Genomic DNA, 23,264 nt, shown 5'->3' on the forward strand with positions numbered 1-23,264 from the left:
GCCCGGAGGCGGTCACGGTCCCGACCTGTCAGAACACGCCCGCGTACGCGGCGGACCGCACGTCCGCCGTCGCGAGCTGGCCCGCGAACAGGCGGTTGACCTCGGCGCGCTCGGCCGAGTTGGGGAGGTCGTTGCGGCACGACGCCGGTGCGCTGGACCCGGACATCAGGTCCGAGCACAGCCCGGTGCGCCGGTCGGGCAGGCCCAGGATGTGCCCGATCTCGTGGGTGGTGATGCGGGGCCGGTAGTGGCCCTGCTGGACGGCCTGGCGTCCCATGTAGACGGTCCCGTTGCCGAGCGACGTCACGTAGGCGCGGGGCCAGCCGTTGTCGGCGTAGATCCGGATGTTGGTCGGCGTGCCGGAGGCGCGCTTGGCGAGCCGGACGTTGGTGACCGAGGCGTTCCAGTTGGCGGCCGCCTTGTCCCAGTCGGCGGCGAACTCCTGGGCCTGGCTGGTGTCGTAGTACAGGGTGCGGACCAGCGCGCCGGGGTCCGCCGGCGCGGCGGCGGCGCTGGGCGCGGCGACCGCGACCAGCGGCAGGACCAGGCTCAGCACGAGCGTTGCGGCGCGCGCGACCTTGCGCACGAACATGGTGGTCTCCTTCTGGCAGGGAAGAGCCGGGAGCCGGTGACAGGGGAGGCTCCCGATCCCAAACAACCAGCCGTGACAGGGGGCCACCAGCCCCGGAAGTAGGGTCGTTCCCCGCGCCGGCCGCCGCGATCCGGACACTTCCGACGACCGTCCGGTCACCGGGCGAAAAGCCGGGGGCGCCCCACCTCGCGGCGGGACGCCCCGACAACGCCACCCGATCAGCGCACCCGGCTCAGCGCACCCGATCAGCGCACCCCGATCAGCGCACCCCGATCAGCGCACCCCGGCTCGCGGCACCCGGGCTCACAGCACCCCGGTGACCGGCTGCTCCTCCGGCGCCAGCCACAGCACCCCGGACGGCGGGAGCTGGAGCACCGCCGACGCCGGCCGGCCGTGCCAGGGCTCCTCCTCCGCCTCCACGACGCCCATGTTCCCGACCCCGGACCCGCCGTAGACCTCCGAGTCAGTGTTCACCACCTCGCGCCACCGGCCCGCGAGCGGCAGCCCGACCCGGTAGTCGTGGTGCGGCATCCCGGAGAAGTTGGCGACGCAGGCCAGCAGCGACCCGTCCTCGCCGACGCGCAGGAAGCTCAGCACGTTGCCGCCCGAGTCGTTGGCGTCGATCCAGGAGAACCCCTCCGGCCGGTCGTCGGCCGAGTACAGGGCGGGCGAGGAGCGGTACACCCCGTTGAGGTCCGCGATCAGCGACCGCACGCCCCGGTGCAGCGGCTCGTCCAGCAGGTGCCAGTCCAGCGACCGGGACTCCGACCACTCGCCCCGCTGCCCGAACTCGCCGCCCATGAACAGGAGCTGCTTGCCGGGGTGCGCCCACATGTACGCCAGCAGCGTCCGCAGGCCCGCGGCCTTGTTCCAGTCGTCGCCGGGCATCCGCTGCCACAGCGAGCCCTTGCCGTGCACCACCTCGTCGTGCGACAGCGGCAGCACGAAGTTCTCGCTCCACGCGTACACCAGCGAGAAGGTGATCTCGTTGTGGTGGAACGACCGGTGGATCGGCTCGCGCGACAGGTAGTGCAGCGTGTCGTGCATCCAGCCCATGTTCCACTTGAACCCGAACCCCAGGCCGCCCAGGTGGGTGGGCCGCGTGACGCCCGGCCACGCCGTGGACTCCTCCGCCACCATCACCACGCCCGGGTGGTGCTTGTAGACCGTGGCGTTCAGCTCCTGGAGGAACCGGACGGCGTCCAGGTTCTCCCGGCCGCCGTACTGGTTGGGCAGCCACTGCCCCTCCTGGCGGGAGTAGTCCAGGTAGAGCATGGAGGCCACCGCGTCGACCCGCAGGCCGTCGATGTGGAACTCGTCGATCCAGTACAGGGCGTTGGCGACGAGGAAGTTGCGCACCTCGTTGCGCCCGAAGTCGAACACCAGCGTGCCCCAGTCGGGGTGCTCGCCGCGCCGCGGGTCGCCGTGCTCGTACAGCGGGGTGCCGTCGAAGCGGGCCAGCGCCCACGAGTCCTTGGGGAAGTGGGCGGGCACCCAGTCCATGATCACGCCGATGCCGCGCTGGTGCAGGGTGTCGACGAAGTGCCGGAAGTCGTCCGGTGAGCCGAACCGGGAGGTGGGGGCGTAGTACGAGGTGACCTGGTAGCCCCACGACCCGCCGAACGGGTGCTCGGCCACGGGCATCAGCTCCACGTGCGTGAAGCCCTGCTCGCTCACGTAGTCGGCCAGCTCGTCGGCCAGCTCGCGGTAGCCCAGGCCCGGTTTCCACGACCCGAGGTGCACCTCGTACACCGACATCGGCGCGTTCACCCACCGGGTGGCGTCCCGGCGCGCCTCCCACTCCGCGTCGCCCCACTCGTGCCGGCTCGTGGTGACGACCGACGCGGTGGCGGGCGGCGTCTCGGTGGCGAAGGCCATCGGGTCGGCCTTCTCGTGCCACCCGCCGTCCTGGCCGAGGATGCGGAACTTGTACCGGGTGCCGACCCCGACGCCGGGGATGAAGACCTCCCACACGCCCGACGAGCCGAGCGACCGCATCGGGTTGGCCCGGCCGTCCCAGCCGTCGAAGTCGCCGCACACCCGCACGCCCCGCGCGGTGGGCGCCCACACGGCGAACGAGACGCCGGTGACCGCGCCGTTGGGCGTGTCGTAGGAGCGCACGTGCGCGCCCAGCGCGTCCCACAGCCGCTCGTGGCGGCCCTCGCCGATCAGGTGCAGGTCCAGCTCGCCGACGGTCGGCAGCCACCGGTACGGGTCGTCCACCTCGACCACGTGGCCGGAGTAGTCGACCTCCAGCCGGTAGTCGCCGGGGTGCTCGGGCAGCTCGCCCTCGAACAGCCCGTCGACCACCCGGTCCAGCTCGAAGCGCTTGTCCCCGGCCATCACCGACACCGCGGACGCGCCCGGCCGCAGCGCCCGCGCCACCACACCACCGGGGGTGTGGTGCACGCCGAGCACGGAGTGCGGGTCGTGGTGCGCCCCGGCCAGCAGCCGGTCGACGTCCTGGGGCGAGATCATGACTGCGGGGCTCCCTCTCCAGTGATCCGGGCGATCGACGACAGCGGCACCGTCAACCACTCCGGCCGGTTCGCGTGCTCGTAGGCGACCTCGTACACGGCCTTGTCCAGCTCGAACGCCCTCAACAGGTACCCGCGCCTGCGCGGATCACCCACCGAAGGCGAGGCCGATTCGGCGTAGCCCTCGGTGAAGGCGGCCCGGTTGCGCCGCGCCCACTCCAGCGCCCGCACGGCGAGCTGGTGGTCCTCCGGCCGGCCGACGAGCAGCTGGTGCGCCGCGTAGTCGAACGACCGCAGCATCCCGGCCACGTCCCGCAGCGGCGACCGCAGCGCGGTCCGCTCGGCGATCGGCGCGCCCGGCTCGCCCTCGAAGTCGATCAGCAGCCAGCCCTGCACGGTGCGCAGCACCTGGCCCAGGTGCAGGTCGCCGTGGATGTGCTGGATGGCGATCGCCCCCGGCGTGTCCCTGGCCTGCTCGAACGCCTCGCGCAGCGCCGGCACGTACGGCTCCAGGTCCGGCACCCGGGACACGACCTCGTCCAGCCGGGTGACCATGGCCTGGACGCTGCGCTCGATGTCGTCGGCGTCGGCGTGCTGCGTGCCCAGGGCCCGTTCCAGGTCCGCGTGCACGGTGGCCACGGCCTGGCCGAGCCGCTGGGCCTCGCCGGCGAAGTCGCCGCCCACCTCGTCGGCGTGCAGGTCCCGCTCGGTCATCAGGTCCCGGACGCTCGTGGTGGCCATGGCCCAGCCGTCCACCGCGTCCGGCAGGAACTGCTGGAGCATCCCGACCGTGGTGGGCCGGCCGTCCAGCTCGCCGGTGATCGACCCGAGCGGCTGGGCGATGTGCTCGCAGCCGACCTCGTGCAGCGCGCGCTGGAGCACCAGGTCCGGGTTCTCGCCCGCGGTCAGCTTGCGGAACAGCTTGAGGATGTACTGGCTGCCGAACACGATCGAGGTGTTGGACTGCTCGGCGCCGACGGGCCGCCCGCGCAGCCCGGTCTGCAGCTCCACGCCCGGCTCGTGCGCGAACCGCAGGCCGTCGACCTCGCGGTCCTCGGCGACGAGGTCGAGCAGCACACCGGTCAGCTCGTGGTCGGTCGTCGCGTCGTAGTTCTCCACCTGGTCGGTGACCAGCAGTTGGTACGGCTCGCGCCGCCCCGGTTGCTCCACCTCGACCACCAGGTGCACCAGCGGCGGTTCCCCGCCCCGCAACACCGTGGTCCGCAGGGGGCGCACCGAGGTGATCGGGCGGTCCTTGCCGCCGAACCACCGCTGCGCGGGCAGCCACGCCGGCAGCTCGGTGACCACCTTGTCGACCAGGTCGTGCGGATCGGTCACGTCCCTCACCTCGTCTCGCTGTCTTCGTCGTCCACGAGCTGGAACCAGTAGAAGCCGTGGCCGGGCAGCGTGAGCAGGTACGACAGGTCGCCGATCCGCGGGAAGCGGACACCGCCGGTCAGCTCGACGGGCCGCGCGCCGCGGTGCTCCGACAGGTCCAGCTCCACCGGCTGCGGGAACCGCGACAGGTTGTTCACGCACACCACGACGTCCTCGCGCCCGTCCGGTCGGCAGTACCGCCGCCGGTAGGCGAGCACGCTGGGGTTGGACCCGCCGAGGTCGGTGAAGTCACCGTCGGCGAACGCGCGGTGCTGCTTGCGCACCTCGATCATCCGGCGCGTCCAGTTGAGCAGCGACGACTGGTTGTTCAGCTGCGCCTCGACGTTGAGCCCCTGGTAGCCGTACACCGGGTCCATGATCACGGGCAGGTAGATCCGGCCGGGGTCGCAGCTGGAGAAGCCCGCGTTGCGGTCCGGGGTCCACTGCATGGGCGTCCGCACCGCGTCGCGGTCGCCGAGCCAGATGTTGTCGCCCATGCCGATCTCGTCACCGTAGTAGAGGACGGGCGAGCCCGGCAGGGACAGCAGCATGGCGGTGAACAGCTCCTGCTGGTTGCGGTCGTTCTCCAGCAGCGGGGCCAGGCGCCGGCGGATGCCGATGTTGGCCTTCATGCGCGGGTCCTTGGCGTACTCCGCGTACATGTAGTCGCGTTCCTCGTCGGTGACCATCTCGAGCGTCAGCTCGTCGTGGTTGCGGAGGAAGATGCCCCACTGGCAGCCGTCGGGGATCTGCGGCGTCTGCGCCAGGATCTCCGAGATGGGGAACCGCGACTCGCGCCGCACGGCCATGAAGATGCGCGGCATGAGCGGGAAGTGGAACGCCATGTGGCACTCGTCGCCGCCGACCTCGGGGTTGCCGAAGTACTCGACCACGTCCGAGGGCCACTGGTTCGCCTCGGCCAGCAGCACCCGCCCGGGGTACTCGTCGTCGACGACCTTGCGGCAGCGCTTGAGGAAGTCGTGCGTGCGGGGGAGGTTCTCGCAGTTGGTGCCCTCCTGCTCGAACAGGTAGGGCACGGCGTCGAGGCGGAAGCCGTCGATGCCCAGGTCCAGCCAGAACCGCAGGACGTCGAGCATCGCCTCCTGCACGGCCGGGTTCTCGTAGTTCAGGTCCGGCTGGTGGCTGAAGAACCGGTGCCAGTAGAACTGGCCGCGCACCGGGTCGTAGGTCCAGTTCGAGCTCTCGGTGTCGACGAAGATGATCCGGGCCTCGCCGTACTTCTGGTCGTCGTCGTTCCAGACGTAGAAGTCGCCGTAGGGCCCGTCCGGGTCGGTCCGGGAGGCCTGGAACCAGGGGTGCGCGTCACTCGTGTGGTTCAGGACCAGGTCGGTGATCACCCGGATGCCCCGGCTGTGGGCCTCGTCCAGCAGGTAGACGAAGTCCTCGACGGTGCCGAACTCGGGCAGCACCGCCCGGAAGTCGGAGATGTCGTACCCGCCGTCGCGCAGCGGCGAGGCGTAGAACGGCGGCAGCCACAGGCAGTCCACCCCCAGCCACTCCAGGTAGTCCAACCGGGACGCCAGGCCGCGCAGGTCGCCCGTGCCGTCGCCGTTGGAGTCGCTGAACGCGCGGACCAGCACCTCGTAGAACACGGCGCCCTTGAACCAGTCGGTCTCGCGCGGCACGAGCCGGGCCGACCGGAACTCCTCGGCCTGGGGCTCCACGAGCAGGCCGTCCGCGCGGACGGCCTCACCGGTGTGCGGCACGTCCTCGAGACCTACCAGCGCGACGTCGGGTCGGGCCTCTTCTTGCATCTGTGCTCCACCTCGCCCCACCTCGTCGGGGGTACGTTCGACAGCCCCGCGCGCCCGTCTTCGGGCGCGGGGACTGTGGGTGAAAAGGGGACCGGGTTGTATTGCCTGGTAGGGGCCCTGGCCGGATCAGCCCTGGCCGGATCGGCGCAGCACGCCGACGATGTGTGCCGGGGCGCGCCAGGGTTCGATCCGGACGTAGTTGGCCTGACCCCAGTCCCAGGTCTCCCCGGACACCTCGTCGTGCGCGATCAGGCGCTCGTGCCAGTCGAAGCCGAGCGCCGGCAGGTCCAGCCAGAGCGTGCCGTCCTGCGCGTCGTGCGGATCCAGGTTGACCACCACGACCACCGTGTCGCCGGTACCCGGGTCCTGCTTCGAGTAGGCGATCAGCGCCGGGTTCTCCACGTGGTGGAACCGGAGTGTTCGCATCTGCTGCAACGCCGGGTGCGCCCGGCGGATCGCGTTCAGCTTGCGCAACCACGGTTCCAGTGATCGGCCCTCGGCCACCGCCGCCGCGTAGTCGCGGGGGCGGAGCTGGTACTTCTCCGAGTTGAGGTACTCCTCGCTGCCCGGCTTGACGGGCTCGTGCTCGAACAGCTCGTAGCCCGAGTACACGCCCCAGGTCGGCGCCATCGTCGCCGCCAGCGCCGCGCGCAGCGCGAACATGCCCGGACCGCCCACCTGCAACGACTCGTGCAGGATGTCCGGGGTGTTGACGAACAGGTTGGGCCTGGCCTCGTCCCAGTGCGCGACCAGCTCGTTGCCGAACTCGGTCAGCTCCTCCTTGGACGTGCGCCAGGTGAAGTAGGTGTAGCTCTGCGTGAAGCCGAGCTTGGCCAGCCCGTACAGGCGCGCCGGCCGGGTGAACGCCTCGGACAGGAACAGCACGTCCGGGTGGCGGTCCTTGACCGCCCAGATCAGCCACGCCCAGAAGTCCGGCGGCTTGGTGTGCGGGTTGTCGACCCGGAAGATCCGCACCCCGTGGTCCACCCAGTGCAGCACGACGCGCAGGATCTCGTTGTAGATGCCCTGCGGGTCGTTGTCGAAGTTGACCGGGTAGATGTCCTGGTACTTCTTCGGCGGGTTCTCCGCGTAGGCGATCGTGCCGTCCGGGCGCGTGGTGAACCACTCGGGGTTCTTCAGCACCCACGGGTGGTCGGGCGCGCACTGGATGGCGAGGTCGATCGCGACCTCCAGGTCCAGCTCGCCCGCGCGGTCCACGAACGCGTCGAAGTCCTCGATGGTGCCCAGCTCGGGGTGGATCGCGTCGTGCCCGCCCTCGTCCGCGCCGATCGCCCACGGCGAGCCCGGGTCGTCCTCGGTGGCGGTGAGCGTGTTGTTCGGGCCCTTGCGGTTCACCCGGCCGATCGGGTGGATCGGCGGCAGGTACACCACGTCGAAGCCCATCGCGGCGATCCGGTCCAGCTCCTTGGCCGCGGTCGTGAACGTGCCGTGCACCGGCACGCCGGACTCGTCCACGCCGCCCGTGCTGCGCGGGAAGAACTCGTACCAGGAGCCGTACGCCGCCCGCTTCCGGTCCACCCAGATCTTCTGCGGCTTGCCCTTGGTGATCAGCTCGCGCACCGGGTGGTCGTGCATCACCTGGCGGACGTCACCCGACAGGGCGGGGGCGATGCGCTCCGCGAGCGGCCGGTGCTCGTCGCGCAGGGCCGCCGCGGCGTTGGCCAGCAGCGGCTTCTCCCGGCGGCGGTCGGGGCGGCGGCTCACCCGGTCGATGAGGCGGGCGCCCGCCTCCAGGTCGTTGGCCAGCTCGTCCGGGCCCTGCCCGGCGGCGACCTTCACCTCGACGGCGTGCACCCACGTGGCCCACGGGTCGCTCCACGCGTCCACGCGGAACGTCCACGCGCCCTCGTCCTGCGGCACGATCGTGGCGGCCCACCGGTCGAGGCCCACGCCCTGGGGGACCATGCGCGTCTGCCGGGCCACCCGGTCGTTGGGCCCGCGCCACACGACGGTGGCGGCGACGGCGTCATGGCCCTCGCGCCACACCGTCGCCTCGACCGGCAGGTGCTCGCCGACCACGGCCTTAGCCGGGTAACGGCCGCAGCTCACGGTCGGGGAGACGTCGTCGATTCCGAGTCGGCCGCTCATTCGGCAGCGCCCCTCTCCCTGGTGCGACGCGTGCACGGTCAAGTCTGCCCGCAGCGATGGGATGAGCCTTCACCGGGGACTCTTACTTGGTCTTCCTACCCCGTCTGATTGGATCGCACACTTGTGACCTCCGTCCATCTCGACATGGCTGAGTCAAGGTTTCAGGTCGTGAGCCGCCGCGACGGTGCCACGCCGGTACCGTTCGGGCGAAGGACGTCACCCGGTCGCGCCCCCGTCGACGGCTGCCGTTAACGCTCGCGCCCCCGCCGCGAAATAACTTGCGGGAAAAACGTTCGCGCAGGTCGGGCTGCATCGATCCCTGCATCGGTTCGGGTGACCGTTGCCCGACACCGCTGGATGGGGGATAAGGTCCGACGCCATGCGAGCACTTCGCCGGTTCACCGTCCGAGCCAGCCTGCCCGAGCCGCTGGCGGCCCTGGGCACCCTCGCCACGAACCTGCGCTGGACGTGGCACCAGCCCACCCAGGACCTGTTCGCCTCCGTGGACGCCGGCCTGTGGGAGGCCGGCAACGACCCCCTCCGACTGCTGTCCGAGGTCGCGCCGGAGCGGCTGGAGGAGCTGTCCCGCGACGAGGGGTTCCTCGCCCACGTCCGCGCGCTGGCCGACGACCTGCACCAGTACACCACCGGCCCGCGCTGGTTCCAGCGCCGCCAGGACGAGCTGCGCCAACGCGGCGACGGGCCGGCGCTGCCGGGCGCCATCGCGTACTTCTCCATGGAGTTCGGCGTCACCGAGGCCCTGCCGAACTACTCCGGCGGCCTCGGCGTGCTGGCGGGCGACCACCTCAAGGCGGCCTCCGACCTGGGCGTGCCGCTGATCGCCGTCGGCCTGCTCTACCGGTCCGGCTACTTCCGCCAGGCCCTGTCGCTGGACGGCTGGCAGATCGAGCACTACCCCGTCCTCGACCCGCGCGGCCTGCCGCTGGAGCTGCTCACCGAGCCGTCCGGCGCGCCGGTCCTGGTGCACGTCGCGATGCCCGGCGACCGCGTGCTGCGCGCCAAGATCTGGAAGGCGCGGGTCGGCCGCGTGCCGCTGCTGCTGCTGGACTCCGACGTCGAGGAGAACGACGAGGACCTGCGCGGCGTCACCGACCGCCTCTACGGCGGCGACCAGGACCACCGCATCAAGCAGGAGATCCTGGCGGGCGTCGGCGGCGTGCGGGCCGTGCGCACGTACTGCGACCTGACCGGGCACCCCTCGCCCGAGGTGTTCCACACCAACGAGGGCCACGCGGGCTTCCTCGGCCTGGAGCGCATCCGCGAGCTGGTCACCGGCGAGGGCCTGGACTTCGACCAGGCGCTGGCCGCCGTGCGCGCGGGCACCGTGTTCACCACGCACACGCCCGTGCCCGCCGGCATCGACCGCTTCCCGGTCGACCTGGTGCAGCACTACTTCGGCTCCGAGCAGCTGCTGCCCGGCGTGAACACGCAGCGGGTCCTCGCCCTCGGCGCGGAGGACAACCCCGGCCTGTTCAACATGGCGCACATGGGCCTGCGGCTCGCGCAGCGCGCCAACGGCGTGTCCAAGCTGCACGGCTCGGTCAGCCGCGACATGTTCCGGGGCCTGTGGCCGGGCTTCGACGCCGCCGAGGTGCCCATCGGGTCCATCACCAACGGCGTGCACGGCCCCACGTGGACGGCCACCGAGATGAGCAGGCTGCTCGGCGAGACCGACGACCCCGGCGTGGGCCTGCGCGGGTTCGAGCCGGTCACCGACCAGCGGCTGTGGGAGCTGCGCAACGAGCTGCGCGCCGAGCTGGTGGGCGAGGTCCGCCGCCGCACGCGCGCCTCGTGGCTCCAGCGCGGCGCGAGCGCGCTGGAGCTGGGCTGGACCGACTCGGTGTTCGACCCGGACGTGCTGACCGTCGGCTTCGCCCGCCGCGTGCCCACGTACAAGCGGCTCACCCTGATGCTGCGGGACGCCGAACGGCTGCGGCACCTGCTGCTGCACCCCGAGCGGCCCGTGCAGCTCGTCGTGGCCGGCAAGTCGCACCCGGCCGACGACGGCGGCAAGGCGCTGATCCAGCAGATCGTGCGGTTCGCCGACGACGCGGGCGTGCGCCACCGGATCGTGTTCCTGCCCGACTACGACATGTCCATGGCCCGGTACCTGTACTGGGGCTGCGACGTGTGGCTGAACAACCCGATGCGCCCGCTGGAGGCGTGCGGCACGTCCGGCATGAAGTCGGCGCTCAACGGCGGCCTGAACCTGTCCATCCGGGACGGCTGGTGGGACGAGCTGTACGACGGCAGCAACGGCTGGGCCATCCCCACCGCGGACGGCGTCGCCGACCCGAACCGGCGCGACGACCTGGAGGCCGCCGCGCTCTACGACCTGCTGGGCAACCAGGTCGCGCCGCTGTTCTACGACCGCGGCGAGGACGGCGTGCCGACCCGCTGGCTGGCCATGGTCCGGCACACGCTGGCCTCGCTCGGCCCGGCCGTGCAGGCGTCGCGGATGGTGCGCGAGTACGTGGAGAAGCTGTATGCGCCCGCCGCGGCGTCGGCGGCCTCCGTGGTCGGCGAGGGCTACCGGGGCGCGAAGGAGCTGGCGGCGTACCGGCAGCGGCTGAGGGCGTCGTGGACGCGGGTGCGGGTGCTCGACTCGGAGGTGTCGCTGAACGGCTCGGCGGCGCCGCTGCTCGGCTCGCCGGTGGGCGTGCGGGCACGGGTCGAGCTGGCCGGGCTGGAGCCGTCCGAGGTGGACGTGCAGGTGGCGCTCGGCCGCGTGGGCGACTCGGACGAGCTGTACGACGTGGTCACGCGCTCCATGGACTACGCGGGCAACGGCAACTACGAGGTCGAGGTGCCGCTGCCGCACGCGGGCGCGGTGGGCTACACGGTGCGCGTGCTGCCCCGGCACGACCTGCTGGCGTCGCCGGCCGAACTGGGCCGGGTCGTCCTGGCCGGCTGATCCCGGCCGGCCCCCGGCCGGTCCCCGGCTGGTCCTCGGCCGGCCCCCGGCGCCCGGCTCGCCCCCTCGCCCTCAGGCGATGTTGAGCCGGGCGCTGGTCTCGGCCACGCGCGGCAGCCACCCGGCCAGCTGCTCGGCCTCGGCCAGCGTGGCGCGGGCGGCCGCGTTGTCGCCGGACGCCATCTGGGCCCGCGCCATGGTGGCCAGCGCGTCGGCCCGGTCCAGGCCGTCCTCGCTGGTCTGCCGGGCCTGGTTGGCGAGGGTGAACGCGGTGGCGTGGTCGTCCTCCAGCAGCGCCAGCCGGGCCAGCGTGCCCGCGCAGCGGTAGCGCGGGTAGCCGAGCTTGACCGCGCCGTCCAGCGAGTTGCGCACCGCGGGCACCCCGACCTCCAGGGGCACCAGCCCGCCCTCCAGCGCGTTGACCGTGGAACCGGCCATCTGCGCCATCACGAACGCCATGTCGCGCGGCCCCAGGTCCTGCCGCCCGGCGAGGCCGCTCACCACCTGGAGCGCCTCCAGGTACCGGGTGCGCAGGCTCAGCACCGCCACGCGCGCCCCGGTGGACACCAGCAGCGCCGGGTACCGCTCGACCAGTTCGTCGGCCAGCGCCTCGGCCCGGTCCAGGTCACCGACCGCGATGGCGTCGGTCACCCGGTTGAGGAGCGGCGTGGCCTCGTACTCCTCCAGCGGCCGCCCTTCGAGCCGGGGCAGCGAGAACAGGAACCAGCCGACCGAGGTGGTCCCGGGCCGCCGCCGCGGCCACAACGCGTTGACGGCCACCGCCGACCCCGCCACCGCGAACCCGCGCCAGAACCCGCTCCCCGCCTCCCCGGCGGCCGCGACCCAGGCAGCACCCACCACCGCGCCCAGCACCACCGCGGCCACCAGCGCCGTGCACCACAACCGAACCCGAACCGGCTCGCGAACCGACGTCAGCCCGACCGACATCAGCAACGGCACGTTCCGCAGCACCACCCGCCGACCGGGCCGCGTCCACGTCCGCACCTCACCGCCGACCCCGATCACCACCAGCGACACCCGCACCCCGGCCACCAGCGCCCCGACCAGCAGCCCGACCTGCACCGCGGCCAGCACGGCCCACCACCCGACCGCGGCCCCGCCGACCGACGCCACCCCGGGCCGCCACACCGCCAACACCACCAGGACAACCCCGGCCAGCACCTTCCACACGCCACCCAGACGCACCCACCAACCCAGGGGTTCCGCGTGTCCTCCACTCCAACACCACGTGTCCTCCACTCCGACACCGCGAGTCGTACGCCCAGACCTCGCGAGTCGTACCTCCAGACCTCGCGAGTCATGCGTTCAGGTCCCGCGTGTCATGCGCTCAGACCTGCCGAGTTCGACGTTCAGCGATTCCTGAACGTGCAACTCGGGGGTGCTGAACGTACGACTCGCGCGTCCTGGACGTACGACTCGCGAGGTTTGAGCGCATGACACGCGAGGGCTGAGTGCATGACTCGCGAGGGCTGAGTGCATGACACGCGAGGGCTGAGTGGAGGACTCGCGGTGTTGTAGTGGAGGACACGCGGTGTCTGAGTGGAGGACACGCGCGGTGGAGGGGTTAGGTGATGGGTGGGGTGGGGGTGGGGGTTATGGGGAGGTTGGCGGCGGCGTAGGCGCGGAAACCGCCGATCAGGTCGGTGGCGCGGGGGAGGCCCACTCGTTGGAGGTCGCGGGCGGCCAGGCTGGAGGCGTAGCCCTCGTTGCACACGACCACCACGGTGGTGTCGGCGGTGAAGCCGGGGATGCGGTGGTCGCCCGTCGGGTCCAGGCGCCACTCCAGGACGATGCGCTCGATCGGGATCGAGCCGGGGATCTCGCCCTCGGCGGCCCGGTTGTGGTGGGGGCGGATGTCGACCACCAGGGCGTCCGGCAGGTCGCCCAGTTCGCGGGGCTCGACGCGGACGAGGTCGCGGCGAGCCTCCTCCAGCAAACGCTCCGCGCTCACGGGCCCTCCTGCTCGGTCAGCACGCTCAACTGCTCCAACGGCAGCCGCTGGGCCGGCAGCGGCGGGATCCGGTCCGGGATGTCCGCCAGGCCGGGGTACTCGCGGGTCGGCACCAGCGGCGGTGAGTAAGCGTGCACGCTGGCCGCGCCCACCGCACCCCGGTTCACCACTTGGTGTGCCCGCCCGGAGCCGAACCCGAGCGCGCTGCCCACCGGCCGCGCCGCGCTGCGGATCGGCCCGCCGGGGTAGCGGTAGTCCTCGTGCAGCTCACCGGTCAGCACGGTGAACGAGCCGGCCGCCCCGCCGTGGTCGTGGGGTTCGGTGCCCTGGCCGGGCAGCCAGCTCAGCAGCCACAGCTCCACGCCCTCCGTCAGCCCCAGCCTCGTCCACCAGCGGCGCGCCGGGTCGTACTCCAGCACGTCCAGCAGCGGGGTGGTCAGCTCGGAGGTGACGGTGGAGGTCAGGTCGCGCAGCTCGCGCGGCGTCCACAGGTCTCGGGTCGGGTGGATCAGGTCGCGCAGCAGTTGCACGTCCAGCTTCGGGTGCAGGTAGGCACCAGGGATCGTCGTGGTCACGACAAGCCGCTCCTCGATAGCTACGGGGAAGTGCGAGTAGCGATCAGGACGCGGCGCGGCGTATTCCGGGGCTGAAAGTCAGCTCACCGGCCGCGCCGCGTCCGACTACAGCCGCACGACGCGACCAGCAGCAGGTCAACCGTGCGATCGCACCAGGTCAGCAGCTGTCGGCCCATTCCGGCATGGTGCCACGAGGAGCACCGGGACGCAGTGCGTCCCAGTGTCCGGGAAAACCTCGGGAACCGAGGGAAGGCGATGAATTGTGGAGGTTTCCGTGAATTCCGGTGGGAATCGGGGGAAGGGGAATGGGCGGGGATTAGTCCGGCACGCGGAACAGCGCCAGCGAGCGGCCGGCCAGGGTCACCTTCGTGCCGGCGGCCAGCGAGCCCGGTGACGCGGGCGAGCCGTCGGCCGTCGTGGTGTCCAGCACCGGTTCGTAGCGGCCGCCGTACTCCGGCCCCGGCAGGGTGACCTCGATCGCGTCCGGCCCGGCGTGCACGAGCAGCAGCCACGAGTGGTCCGACACCAGTTCGCCGTCGCGCGAGCGGGACAGCGACGTGGACCCGTCGATCCACATGCCCAGGAACCGCCTGCCGTCGTCGAACCAGTCCGTCTCGGCCATCTCCTCGCCGTCCGGGCGGAACCACACCAGGTCCGGCGCGCCCGACGGCGTGGTGCGGCCGTCGAAGAACTGCGGCTGCCGCAGCGCCGGGCTGTCCGCCCGCAGGTTGATCACGCGCCGGGCGAAGGCCAGCATCGACGCGCCCTCCGGCGACAGCTCCCAGTCCACCCACGACGTCTCGTCGTCCAGGCAGTACGCGTTGTTGTTGCCCAGCTGCGTGCGCCACTGCTCGTCACCCGCGGTGATCATCGGGGTGCCGGTGGACAGCAGCAGGGTGGCGAAGAGGTTGCGCGCCTGCCGCGCCCGCAGCGCCAGCACCGCGGCGTCGTCCGTGTCGCCCTCGACGCCGCAGTTCCACGACCGGTTGTCGTTGGTGCCGTCGCGGTTGTCCTCGCCGTTGGCCAGGTTGTGCTTCTCGTTGTACGACACCAGGTCGCGCAGCGTGAACCCGTCGTGCGCGGTGACGAAGTTGATCGACTGCCACGGCCGCCGCAGGTCGTCGGCGTACAGGTCGGACGACCCGGACAGCCGGTAGGCCAGGTCGCGCACGTTCGTCATGCCCCGCCAGAAGTCGCGCACGGTGTCCCGGTACCGGCCGTTCCACTCGGCCCACTGCACGCCGAAGTCGCCCACCCGGTACCCGTCGCCGGTCGCGTCCCACGGCTCCGCGATCAGCTTGCACCGCGACAGCACCGGGTCCGAGGTGATCGCGGTGAGCATCGCCGACGCCCGGTCGAACCCCCGGCCGCCCGGCCGGCCCAGCGTGGACGCCAGGTCGAACCGGAACCCGTCCACGCCCATCTCGGTCGCCCAGTACCGCAGCGAGTCCGTGACCAGCCTCACGAACTGCGGCGACCCGGCCTCGGTGGTGTTGCCGCACCCGGTGATGTCCAGGGTGCCGCCGCCCTCGATGTGCAGGTAGTAGCCGGGCGCGTCGAACCCCCGGTAGCACAGCGTCGGACCGTCCGGCCCGCCCTCGCAGGTGTGGTTGTAGACCACGTCGATCACGACCTCGATGTTCGCCGAGTGCAGCGCGGACACCATGGTCCGGAACTCCTCGACCTCGCGCCCCGGCTCGCTGGCGTACCCGGGGTGCGGCGCGAACCAGCTCAGCGGCGAGTAGCCCCAGTAGTTGTGCCGACCGGCCTCGACCAGCGACGGCTCGTCCACGAACGCCTGCACGGGCAGCAGCTCGACCGTGGTCACGCCCAGCCGAACCAGGTGCTCCACCACGGTCGGGTGCGCCAGCCCCAGGTAGGTGCCGCGCAGGTGCTCGGGCACGCCGGGGTGCCGCTTCGTGAACCCCCGCACGTGCAGCTCGTAGACCACCGCCTCCTCGAACGGCACCTGGGGCTTCACGCCGGTGTCCGGCCCGCCCGGCGAGGTCACCACCGACAGCGGCACGCTGCCCAGCGAGTCCACCGGCGACGGGCCGCCGTGCATCGGGTCGCCCACGTAGCCCAGCGCCGCCCGCAGGTCGGTCAACCCGCCCGTGATCCTCGTCGCATACGGGTCCACGAGGATCTTCGCCGGGTTGCAGCGCAGGCCGCGCGACGGGTCGTAGGGGCCGTGCACCCGGTAGCCGTAGCGCTGGCCGGGGGTCACGCCGGAGATCAGCCCGTGCCAGACGCCGAACGTCCGCTCGGTCAGCTCCACCCTCTCCTCGGTGCCGTCTTCGCTGATCAGGCACACCTCGACGGCGTCGGCGGGCGGTGCGGAGACGGCGAAGCGCACCCCTCCGGCCTCGGGGTGGGCGCCGAGGGGGAACGGTCGGCCGGCGAGCAGGATGGAGTCGGCGGGCATGTCCTGATCCTCCCAGCACGCACCGACGGTTCGGGAACGAGCACGCCGCGCTACGACAACGTCACACCAACCGCCCCCACCGCACCCGCCGCCACGGGCCTTGCAGAACAATGGCGCGGGGTAGGTGTCGATCGGGGCGAGGACGAGCGTGGAAAACGAAGATCTGGTCATCCACATGCAGGGTGTTTCGGTTCGACGGGGCAGGACCACGCTGGTCGGGGACGTCGACTGGGGCGTGGAGCTGGACGAGCGGTGGGTGGTGCTCGGACCCAACGGCGCGGGCAAGACCACGCTGCTGCGTTTGGCGGGCGCCGAGCTGCACCCGACCAAGGGCAAGCTCCACCTGCTCGGCGAGCGGGTCGGGCGCACGGACGTGTTCGAGCTGCGGCCCCGCATCGGGCTGTGCTCGGCGGCGCTGGCGAACCGCGTGCCGAACGAGGAGAAGGTCGTCGACCTGGTGGTCAGCGCCGGGTACGCGGTGCTGGGCCGGTGGCGCGAGGAGTACGACAAGCTCGACACCGGCCGCGCGCGGGAGCTGCTGGGCGCGCTGGGCATCGAGCACCTGTCCGACCGCACGTTCGGCACCCTGTCCGAGGGCGAGCGCAAGCGCACGCTGATCGCCCGGGCCCTGATGACGGACCCGGAGCTGCTGCTGCTCGACGAGCCGGCCGCGGGCCTGGACCTGGGCGGCCGGGAGGACCTGGTGGCCCGGTTGTCGGAGCTGGCCCTCGACCCGGACGCGCCGGCGATGGTGCTGGTCACGCACCACGTGGAGGAGATCCCGCCGGGCTTCACGCACGCGCTGCTGCTGCGTGACGGCGGTGTCGTGGCGCAGGGCCTGCTGGACGACGTGCTGACCGAGGAGAACCTGTCGAAGACGTTCGACCAGCCGCTGGAGCTCCAGCGGGCGGGCGACCGGTACTTCGCCCGCCGCAAGCAGGCGTAGCGGGTTCGACGGGCGCTCTGGCTACCCAGGAGTAACCTGCGGGGCCTACCGACACGGGTCGAGGAGGACGGCGTGGCTGAGTTCGTGGGGCTCGAAGTCGAGGGCGGTATCGGCACCATCCGGCTGGACCGCCCGCCGATGAACGCGCTCAACAGGCAGGTCCAGGAGGAGATCCGGGCCGCCGCGCTGGAGGCCGCCGACCGCGCCGACGTGCGGTCGGTGATCGTCTACGGCGGTCCGAAGGTGTTCGCCGCGGGCGCGGACATCAAGGAGATGGCCGAGCTGTCCTACGCCGAGATGGCGACGCGCGCGGGCGCGCTGACGTCGGCGCTGCGCGCGGTGGAGGAGATCCCCAAGCCGACCGTGGCCGCCATCACCGGCTACGCGCTGGGCGGCGGCTTCGAGCTGGCGCTGTGCGCGGACCGGCGCATCGCGGGCGACAACGCCAAGGTCGGCCAGCCGGAGATCCTGCTCGGCGTCATCCCCGGCATGGGCGGCACCCAGCGCCTGCCCCGCCTGATCGGCCCGTCGCGCGCCAAGGACCTCATCTACACCGGCCGGTTCGTCGGCGCGGAGGAGGCCCTGCGCATCGGCATGGTCGACGAGGTCGTCGCGCCGGACGACGTGTACGAGGCGGCCAGGCGGTGGGCGGGTCAGTTCGTCGACGGCCCGGCGCGCGCGTACGCCGCCGCCAAGGCCGCGATCGACGGCGGCCTGGACACCGACCTGGCCGGCGGCCTGAAGCTGGAGAGCCACCTGTTCGCGGCGATGTTCGCCACCGAGGACCAGAAGACGGGCATGGCGTCGTTCATCGAGAACGGGCCGGGGAAGGCGAAGTTCGATGGCCGTTGATCCAGTCGACCCGAAACCGCACCCGCACGCCACCGCCGAGGAGGTCCAGGCGGCCTACGGCGACCCCAAGCTCGCCAACGTGCTCTACCACGACTGGGAGGCGGGCACCTACGACGAGAAGTGGTCCATCTCCTACGACGAGCGCTGCATCACCTACGCCACCGACCGGTTCCGCGCGGCCGCGGGCGACGTCGGGCCCTACGGGCACGCGCTGGAACTGGGCTGCGGCACCGGGTTCTTCCTGCTCAACCTCATGCAGGGCGACGTGGTCGAGAAGGGCTCGGTGACCGACCTGTCGCCGGGCATGGTGGAGGTGGCGCTGCGCAACGCGGAGCACCTGGGCCTGCCGGTGGACGGCCGGGTCGCCGACGCCGAGCGCATCCCGTACGACGACGACACGTTCGACCTGGTCGTCGGCCACGCGGTGCTGCACCACATCCCGGACGTCCCCGCGGCCATGCGCGAGGTGCTGCGGGTGCTCAAGCCGGGCGGGAAGTTCGTGTTCGCGGGCGACCCGACGAACATCGGCAACGCCTACGCGCGCAAGCTCGGCCAGCTCACCTGGTGGCTGACCACGAACGTGACGAAGCTCGGGCCGCTCAACGACTGGCGGCGGCCCCAGGAGGAGCTGGACGAGTCGTCGCGGGCGGCGGCCCTGGAGGCCGTGGTCGACCTGCACACCTTCGACCCCGGCTCGCTGGAGCGGGTGGCGCGCGGCGCGGGCGCGGTGGACGTGCGGGCGGTGACCGACGAGCTGTCGGCGGCGCTGTTCGGCTGGCCGGTGCGCACGTTCGAGGCGGCCGTGCCGCGGGAGAAGCTCGGGTTCGGGTGGGCCATGTTCGCCTACCGCACCTGGCAGCGGCTGTCGTGGGTGGACCAGAACGTGCTGGCGAAGGTCCTGCCGCGCGAGGTCTTCTACAACGTCTCGGTGACGGGCCGCAAGCCGGTCTAGTGGGGTACGCGTTCAGCCTCGACGACGTGGCGCACCTGCGGTCGGACGCCGGGCGCGCCGCGTTGTCGGCGTTGGCGGACCTGCCGCTGACCGACGCGTCGCGGCTGCGCGACGTGCGGCTGGCCAAGGAGGTGTCGCCGGACCACTTCGCGGCCGTGCTGGAGACCCTGCTGCTGCGCCGCCGCGCCGCGGGCAAGGTGCCGTTCGCGGACGGCCTGTTCACCTCCGACGCCCTCCAGCAGGCCACCGCGCACCCGGTGGCGGTGCACCGGGCGAGCCGGTTCACCGGACCCGTGCACGACGTGACCTGCTCGATCGGGGCGGACCTGGTGGCGCTGCCGCCCGGTTCCCTCGGCTCGGACCTGGACCCCGTGCGGCTGGCCATGGCGCGGCACAACCTGGGCGACGGCGTGCCGCTGGTGCGCGCCGACGCGCTGCGGCCGGTGTCCCGCGGGGTGGCGGTGCTCGCCGACCCGGCGCGGCGGGACTCGGCCGGGCGGCGGACGTGGCGGCCGGAGGACTTCGCGCCGCCGCTGGACGGGCTGGCCGCCGCCCACGCCTCCCGCGACCTGGCGGTCAAGTGCGCGCCGGGCGTGGACTTCGCGGTGGCGCCGTGGGCGGACGAGGTCGAGCTGGTGTCCCTGGACGGCCAGGTGCGCGAGGCGTGCCTGTGGACCAGGGGCCTGGCCACGCCGGGCGTCTCGCGGCGCGCCACGGTGCTCCGCTCGGGCGGCCCGGCCTGGACGATCACCTCCGCCGAGCCGGACGACTGCCCGGTCACCGGGCCCGGCGAGTGGCTGGTCGACCCGGACGGCGCGGTGGTGCGGGCCGGCCTGGTCCGGCACTACGCGGCCCGGCACGGGCTGGCGCAGCTCGACGAGCGGATCGCCTACCTGACCGGCCCGACGCCGCCGCCGGGCGTCCGCGCGTTCCGCGTCGTCGAGCACGGCCACTACGGCGAGAAGACCCTGCGGCAGGTGCTGCGCGCGCACGACGTGGGGCGGCTGGAGATCCTGGTGCGGGGCCTGGACGTGGACCCGAACACCCTGCGGCGGCGGCTGAAGCTCACCGGGTCGGGCGAGGCGACGGTCGCGCTGACCCGCGTGGGGTCGCGGCCGGTGTACCTGCTGTGCCACGCGGAGCGGACTTAGCCGCCCAGGTGGCGGCGAGGCGGCGCTGCACCTCCAGGTGGCGGAACTGGTAGGTGGCGCCGTTCTGGCGCAGGACGCCGTGCACGGCATGGGCGTCCTCCAAGAACGTCATCAGCCGCCACGGCACGCGCTTGGTCAGCGCGAGCGCGCACCGGGTCACGAACCAGCGCGGCCACCGCGTGCGACCGGCCGCGACCAGGACACCGGTGACCACTCCGTGGGTCAGGCCGCCGACGAGCCCGGTGACCACGTCGAACCCGGCGCCGGTGCCGGAGACGAACCCGACCGCGACGGCGACCGCCAGCGCGACGACGGCCGTGGTCACCAGGAACACCGCGCGGTCGCGTGCCAGCACCTGGGCCGGTGTCCGGACAGCGGTGAGGCCGCGAGGCACCTCCATCCCGTAGGCGAGTCCCACGGCCGCACCGACGACCAGGGCGAGCAGGCCGGAGGTCAGCACGTCGTACCGCCAGATCAACAACGCGCTCACCACCACCGCGACGGGGACACCAGACAGCAGCCCGCGAATCGTCAACCTCAACCCCTCCGCGGGCACGTCGGCCCTCAACCGGCGGTCGACCAGCTCCACCGCCAAGCCGACGACCACCCCGACGGCGAGCCCGTCCACCGGGCCGTAATACAGGGCGTGCAGGACGCCGTAGCCGAGCCCCGCCCGGAGGGGCACCCGCAGCCAGTCCCGCGGCTGGTGGTCCCGCCGCGCCAGGAGGTCCCCCAGGGCGATGACGACGATCGCCGCCGTGGCCGGCGCCGCCACCTCCCACACCACCGCGTCCGGCAGGTACGCGAACGCGCAGGCGACGGCGACCACCACGACGCCGATGCCCAGGACCGCGGGCCGGAGCGACCGCCCGCCCGCGGCCACCGGCGGCCGGACGAACAGGCAGCAGACCGCTGTCAGCGACGCCGTCGTCACCCCGGCGGGGAAACCGAAGTGGACGCTGTGGTTCGCACCCGCCACCAGCACGACCAGCAGGCAGACCACCACCTGGTCCCGGCGGCTGCCCCGACCGGTCAGCAGGAGGGCGACCAGGAGGACCACGGCCGCGAGCGCCGCGTCCACCACGGCCACCGAGATCGCGACCACCACCTCGTGGTTCGTGAAGGACGTCCCCAGCCAGTCCTCCCCCGCGAACCACGCGGTGGTGCCGCGCAGCGCACCGATCGCCACGGCGAAGGCGGCGAGCGCCCGCCCGGTGGGCCGTCCCGCGCGGGCTCCCGCCAGGGAGGCGGAGACCAGCACGAGGAGCCCCGTGAGGGCGGCGTCCACGCTCGCGGCGTTCAGCGCGGTCGGGAACGACGTGTGCGTCGAGTACAGGGCCGTGTAGACGACCAGGGTCGTCAACCCCACCAGGGCTCCGGCCCGTACGGCCGACCGCCCCGCCTCGCGCAACGGGTGCGCCAACCCCGAGGCGAACCCGGCCGCGATCATCAGCACGGGCGTCGTCGGCCCGGAGGAGAGGTCGCCGACGAGGTCGATGGCGAGACCTCCCGCGACGGCCGTCACGGCACTCGCGGTGAGCGCGGCGCCGAACCGGCCGGTGAGCCACCACACCGATCCGAAGACCAGGTACGCGGTGACGCACACCGTGAGCCCGGTCCACCCGAAGGAGTTGCTCGAATAGGCCGCCGAGTACAGGGATGTCGCCGCGACCCCTGCCGCCAGGGCCGCCAGGGCACCGACAGCCCACCCGGCGAGCCAGGACGGGGACCTGGGCCCGGTTCTCAGGTGCAACCGCCACCACGCCAGGTCCGGCCGGCCCCCGCGGTGGCGTTCGAGGTGGAACGCCAGGTAGCCGAGCCACTGCCGGGCCTGCTCCGCGCGCCATCGCGTGGGCCTGGTCGGATGTGGCCGGTACGCGGCCGAGATGAAACCGTCGAACAGGTGGCGCTCGATCGCCTCGCGGTCGGGCAGGTCGACCAGCAGATCAGGGTTCGGCAGGTCAGTGGTCGGCGTCGCGTCCCGGTGCGGGTTGTGGACCTCCCCGGCCAGGGTCGTCATCAGTGGGGTCGCCAGGGTCCGGGCCAACGGGCCGCCGCGGGCCAGGGCCTCCGCGACGCGGTCCCAGCGGGGTGCGTGCCGGGGGCTGCCCGCGCTGCTGCGCAGGTAGGAGATCACGTCGGCGACGTCCAGCGGCCGCAACCGGATGCCCGCCGCGCCCGTCAGGGTGACTTCCGCGCCGTTCGGCGGGCGGGTGGCGTCCCGGTAGGCGTCGGTGCGGCTGCTGACCACCAGCGGCACGCCGCCGGCGAGCACCTTGTTCATCTCCACGACCGCCCGGGCGCGCAGCGGTGCGGGGATCTCGTCAAGGCCGTCCAGGACCATGATGATCAACTTCTCGTCCAGCAGCAGGCGCAGCAGCGACGTGCCGGTCGCGGTCCTCCGGGCGAGCGCGGGGTGGTCGACGGCCAGCCGCTCGGCCAGCCAGGTGGGCAGGTCCTGGTCGTCGGGGTTCCACGAGGCGACGGAGACCAACACGGGCACCGGGGAGCCCTTGACGCGGGTCTTCGGGTTCAGCAGACCGATCACGAACCCCGCGAGCAGCACGGTCTTGCCCGTGCCGGGCCCGCCGAGCACCACCAGCCTCCTCGTGGGGACCTTCCGCCACACCGCGAGGAGGTCGGAGCCTGCCAGCTCACCGGCCGAGGCGGCCCACGAGGCGCGGTCCCCGTCGCCCGGTCCGCCGACCCCGTCCACGGCTAATCGCGTGATGTCGGCCCAACTCGCGACCAGGTCGGCCGGTGCGGGGTCCCACCGCACCCGGAGCGGGCGAGGGTCGTTGACCGGTTGCCGGGCGATCTCGTCCAGCCACTGCTTGCGCACCACCGCGGCCAGCCGATCGACGACTCCCGGCAGATCGTCGTGATCGGCGTCGCGCCGTCCTCCGCGTTCCGCGCGGATCACCCAGGCGATCAGCCCCACGACGGTGCCCCACGTCAGGAACGGCCACCAGGGCTTGTTGACGGAGACCGTGTTGGTGGCCATGTTCCCCACCAGGGCGATGGCGAAGGTGACCACCATGACGGTGGTCGCCGACGGGAGCCGGGCCAAGCGTGCCTCCCGAGCTGGCGGTCGCGGTCGGGGAGGAGATCGGGGCGCGGCGGGAC

The 23,264-nt window shown here is 72.5% G+C and carries 15 protein-coding genes; 5 read left to right on the top strand and 10 right to left on the bottom strand.

Annotated features, from left to right (window positions below):
- Nucleotides 1-28: 28 nt before the first annotated feature.
- The 5 genes from ACFV4N_RS03975 to ACFV4N_RS03995 form a co-directional block, all read right to left on the bottom strand.
- Nucleotides 29-592 (bottom strand): snapalysin family zinc-dependent metalloprotease, encoded by a 564-nt coding sequence (locus ACFV4N_RS03975; RefSeq protein ID WP_499670996.1) that lies wholly within the window; start codon nucleotides 590-592, stop codon nucleotides 29-31.
- Between the two features lie 303 nt (nucleotides 593-895).
- Nucleotides 896-3,070 (bottom strand): 1,4-alpha-glucan branching protein GlgB, encoded by a 2,175-nt coding sequence (gene glgB / locus ACFV4N_RS03980; RefSeq protein ID WP_499670997.1) that lies wholly within the window; start codon nucleotides 3,068-3,070, stop codon nucleotides 896-898.
- The gene (locus ACFV4N_RS03985) at nucleotides 3,067-4,407 is read right to left on the bottom strand and encodes a maltokinase N-terminal cap-like domain-containing protein (protein WP_499670998.1); all 1,341 of its coding nucleotides are present in this window, start codon (nucleotides 4,405-4,407) and stop codon (nucleotides 3,067-3,069) included. The genes glgB and ACFV4N_RS03985 overlap by 4 nt, the downstream gene beginning before the upstream one ends.
- Before the next feature lie 5 nt (nucleotides 4,408-4,412).
- Entirely contained in the window at nucleotides 4,413-6,221 is a 1,809-nt protein-coding gene (treS, locus tag ACFV4N_RS03990; RefSeq protein WP_499670999.1) for a maltose alpha-D-glucosyltransferase, read from the bottom strand.
- Nucleotides 6,222-6,347: 126 nt separating this feature from the next.
- Nucleotides 6,348-8,330: an alpha-1,4-glucan--maltose-1-phosphate maltosyltransferase gene (locus ACFV4N_RS03995; RefSeq protein ID WP_499671000.1), complete on the bottom strand. Its 1,983-nt coding sequence runs from the start codon at nucleotides 8,328-8,330 to the stop codon at nucleotides 6,348-6,350.
- Between the two features lie 379 nt (nucleotides 8,331-8,709).
- Between ACFV4N_RS03995 and glgP the strand changes: the two genes are divergently transcribed.
- Entirely contained in the window at nucleotides 8,710-11,265 is a 2,556-nt protein-coding gene (gene glgP / locus ACFV4N_RS04000; protein WP_499671001.1) for an alpha-glucan family phosphorylase, read from the top strand.
- A 72-nt stretch (nucleotides 11,266-11,337) separates the two neighbouring features.
- On the opposite strand, the gene ACFV4N_RS04005 is transcribed toward glgP, so the two are convergent.
- The 4 genes from ACFV4N_RS04005 to glgX form a co-directional block, all read right to left on the bottom strand.
- Nucleotides 11,338-12,471: a hypothetical protein gene (locus tag ACFV4N_RS04005; protein WP_499671002.1), complete on the bottom strand. Its 1,134-nt coding sequence runs from the start codon at nucleotides 12,469-12,471 to the stop codon at nucleotides 11,338-11,340.
- Nucleotides 12,472-12,850: 379 nt separating this feature from the next.
- A complete protein-coding gene (locus tag ACFV4N_RS04010; RefSeq protein ID WP_499671003.1) occupies nucleotides 12,851-13,237 on the bottom strand; it encodes a rhodanese-like domain-containing protein in 387 nt (128 codons plus the stop codon).
- A complete protein-coding gene (locus tag ACFV4N_RS04015; protein WP_499671004.1) occupies nucleotides 13,234-13,812 on the bottom strand; it encodes a cysteine dioxygenase in 579 nt (192 codons plus the stop codon). The genes ACFV4N_RS04010 and ACFV4N_RS04015 overlap by 4 nt, the downstream gene beginning before the upstream one ends.
- Before the next feature lie 316 nt (nucleotides 13,813-14,128).
- Complete coding sequence (glgX, locus tag ACFV4N_RS04020; RefSeq protein ID WP_499671005.1) at nucleotides 14,129-16,237, bottom strand: glycogen debranching protein GlgX; 2,109 nt, start codon at nucleotides 16,235-16,237, stop codon at nucleotides 14,129-14,131.
- Nucleotides 16,238-16,412: 175 nt separating this feature from the next.
- Here glgX and ACFV4N_RS04025 point away from each other — a divergent pair, with 175 nt between their 5' ends.
- From ACFV4N_RS04025 to ACFV4N_RS04040, 4 genes are all read left to right on the top strand, one after another.
- Nucleotides 16,413-17,183, top strand: coding sequence for an ABC transporter ATP-binding protein (locus ACFV4N_RS04025; RefSeq protein ID WP_499671084.1), 771 nt, complete (start codon nucleotides 16,413-16,415; stop codon nucleotides 17,181-17,183).
- A gap of 72 nt (nucleotides 17,184-17,255) precedes the next feature.
- The gene (locus tag ACFV4N_RS04030; protein WP_499671006.1) at nucleotides 17,256-18,035 is read left to right on the top strand and encodes an enoyl-CoA hydratase/isomerase family protein; all 780 of its coding nucleotides are present in this window, start codon (nucleotides 17,256-17,258) and stop codon (nucleotides 18,033-18,035) included.
- Entirely contained in the window at nucleotides 18,025-18,987 is a 963-nt protein-coding gene (locus ACFV4N_RS04035) for a class I SAM-dependent methyltransferase (RefSeq protein WP_499671007.1), read from the top strand. Before ACFV4N_RS04030 ends, ACFV4N_RS04035 begins: the two co-directional genes overlap by 11 nt.
- Complete coding sequence (locus tag ACFV4N_RS04040) at nucleotides 18,987-20,138, top strand: THUMP-like domain-containing protein (RefSeq protein ID WP_499671008.1); 1,152 nt, start codon at nucleotides 18,987-18,989, stop codon at nucleotides 20,136-20,138. Before ACFV4N_RS04035 ends, ACFV4N_RS04040 begins: the two co-directional genes overlap by 1 nt.
- Here the strand turns inward: ACFV4N_RS04040 and ACFV4N_RS04045 are convergent.
- Nucleotides 20,053-23,208, bottom strand: a complete 3,156-nt coding sequence (locus tag ACFV4N_RS04045) for an NACHT domain-containing protein (RefSeq protein WP_499671009.1) — start codon at nucleotides 23,206-23,208, stop codon at nucleotides 20,053-20,055. The genes ACFV4N_RS04040 and ACFV4N_RS04045 overlap by 86 nt on opposite strands.
- Nucleotides 23,209-23,264: the final 56 nt, after the last annotated feature.

The organism is Actinosynnema sp. NPDC059797, assembly GCF_042732085.1.
GTDB lineage: Bacteria > Actinomycetota > Actinomycetes > Mycobacteriales > Pseudonocardiaceae > Actinosynnema.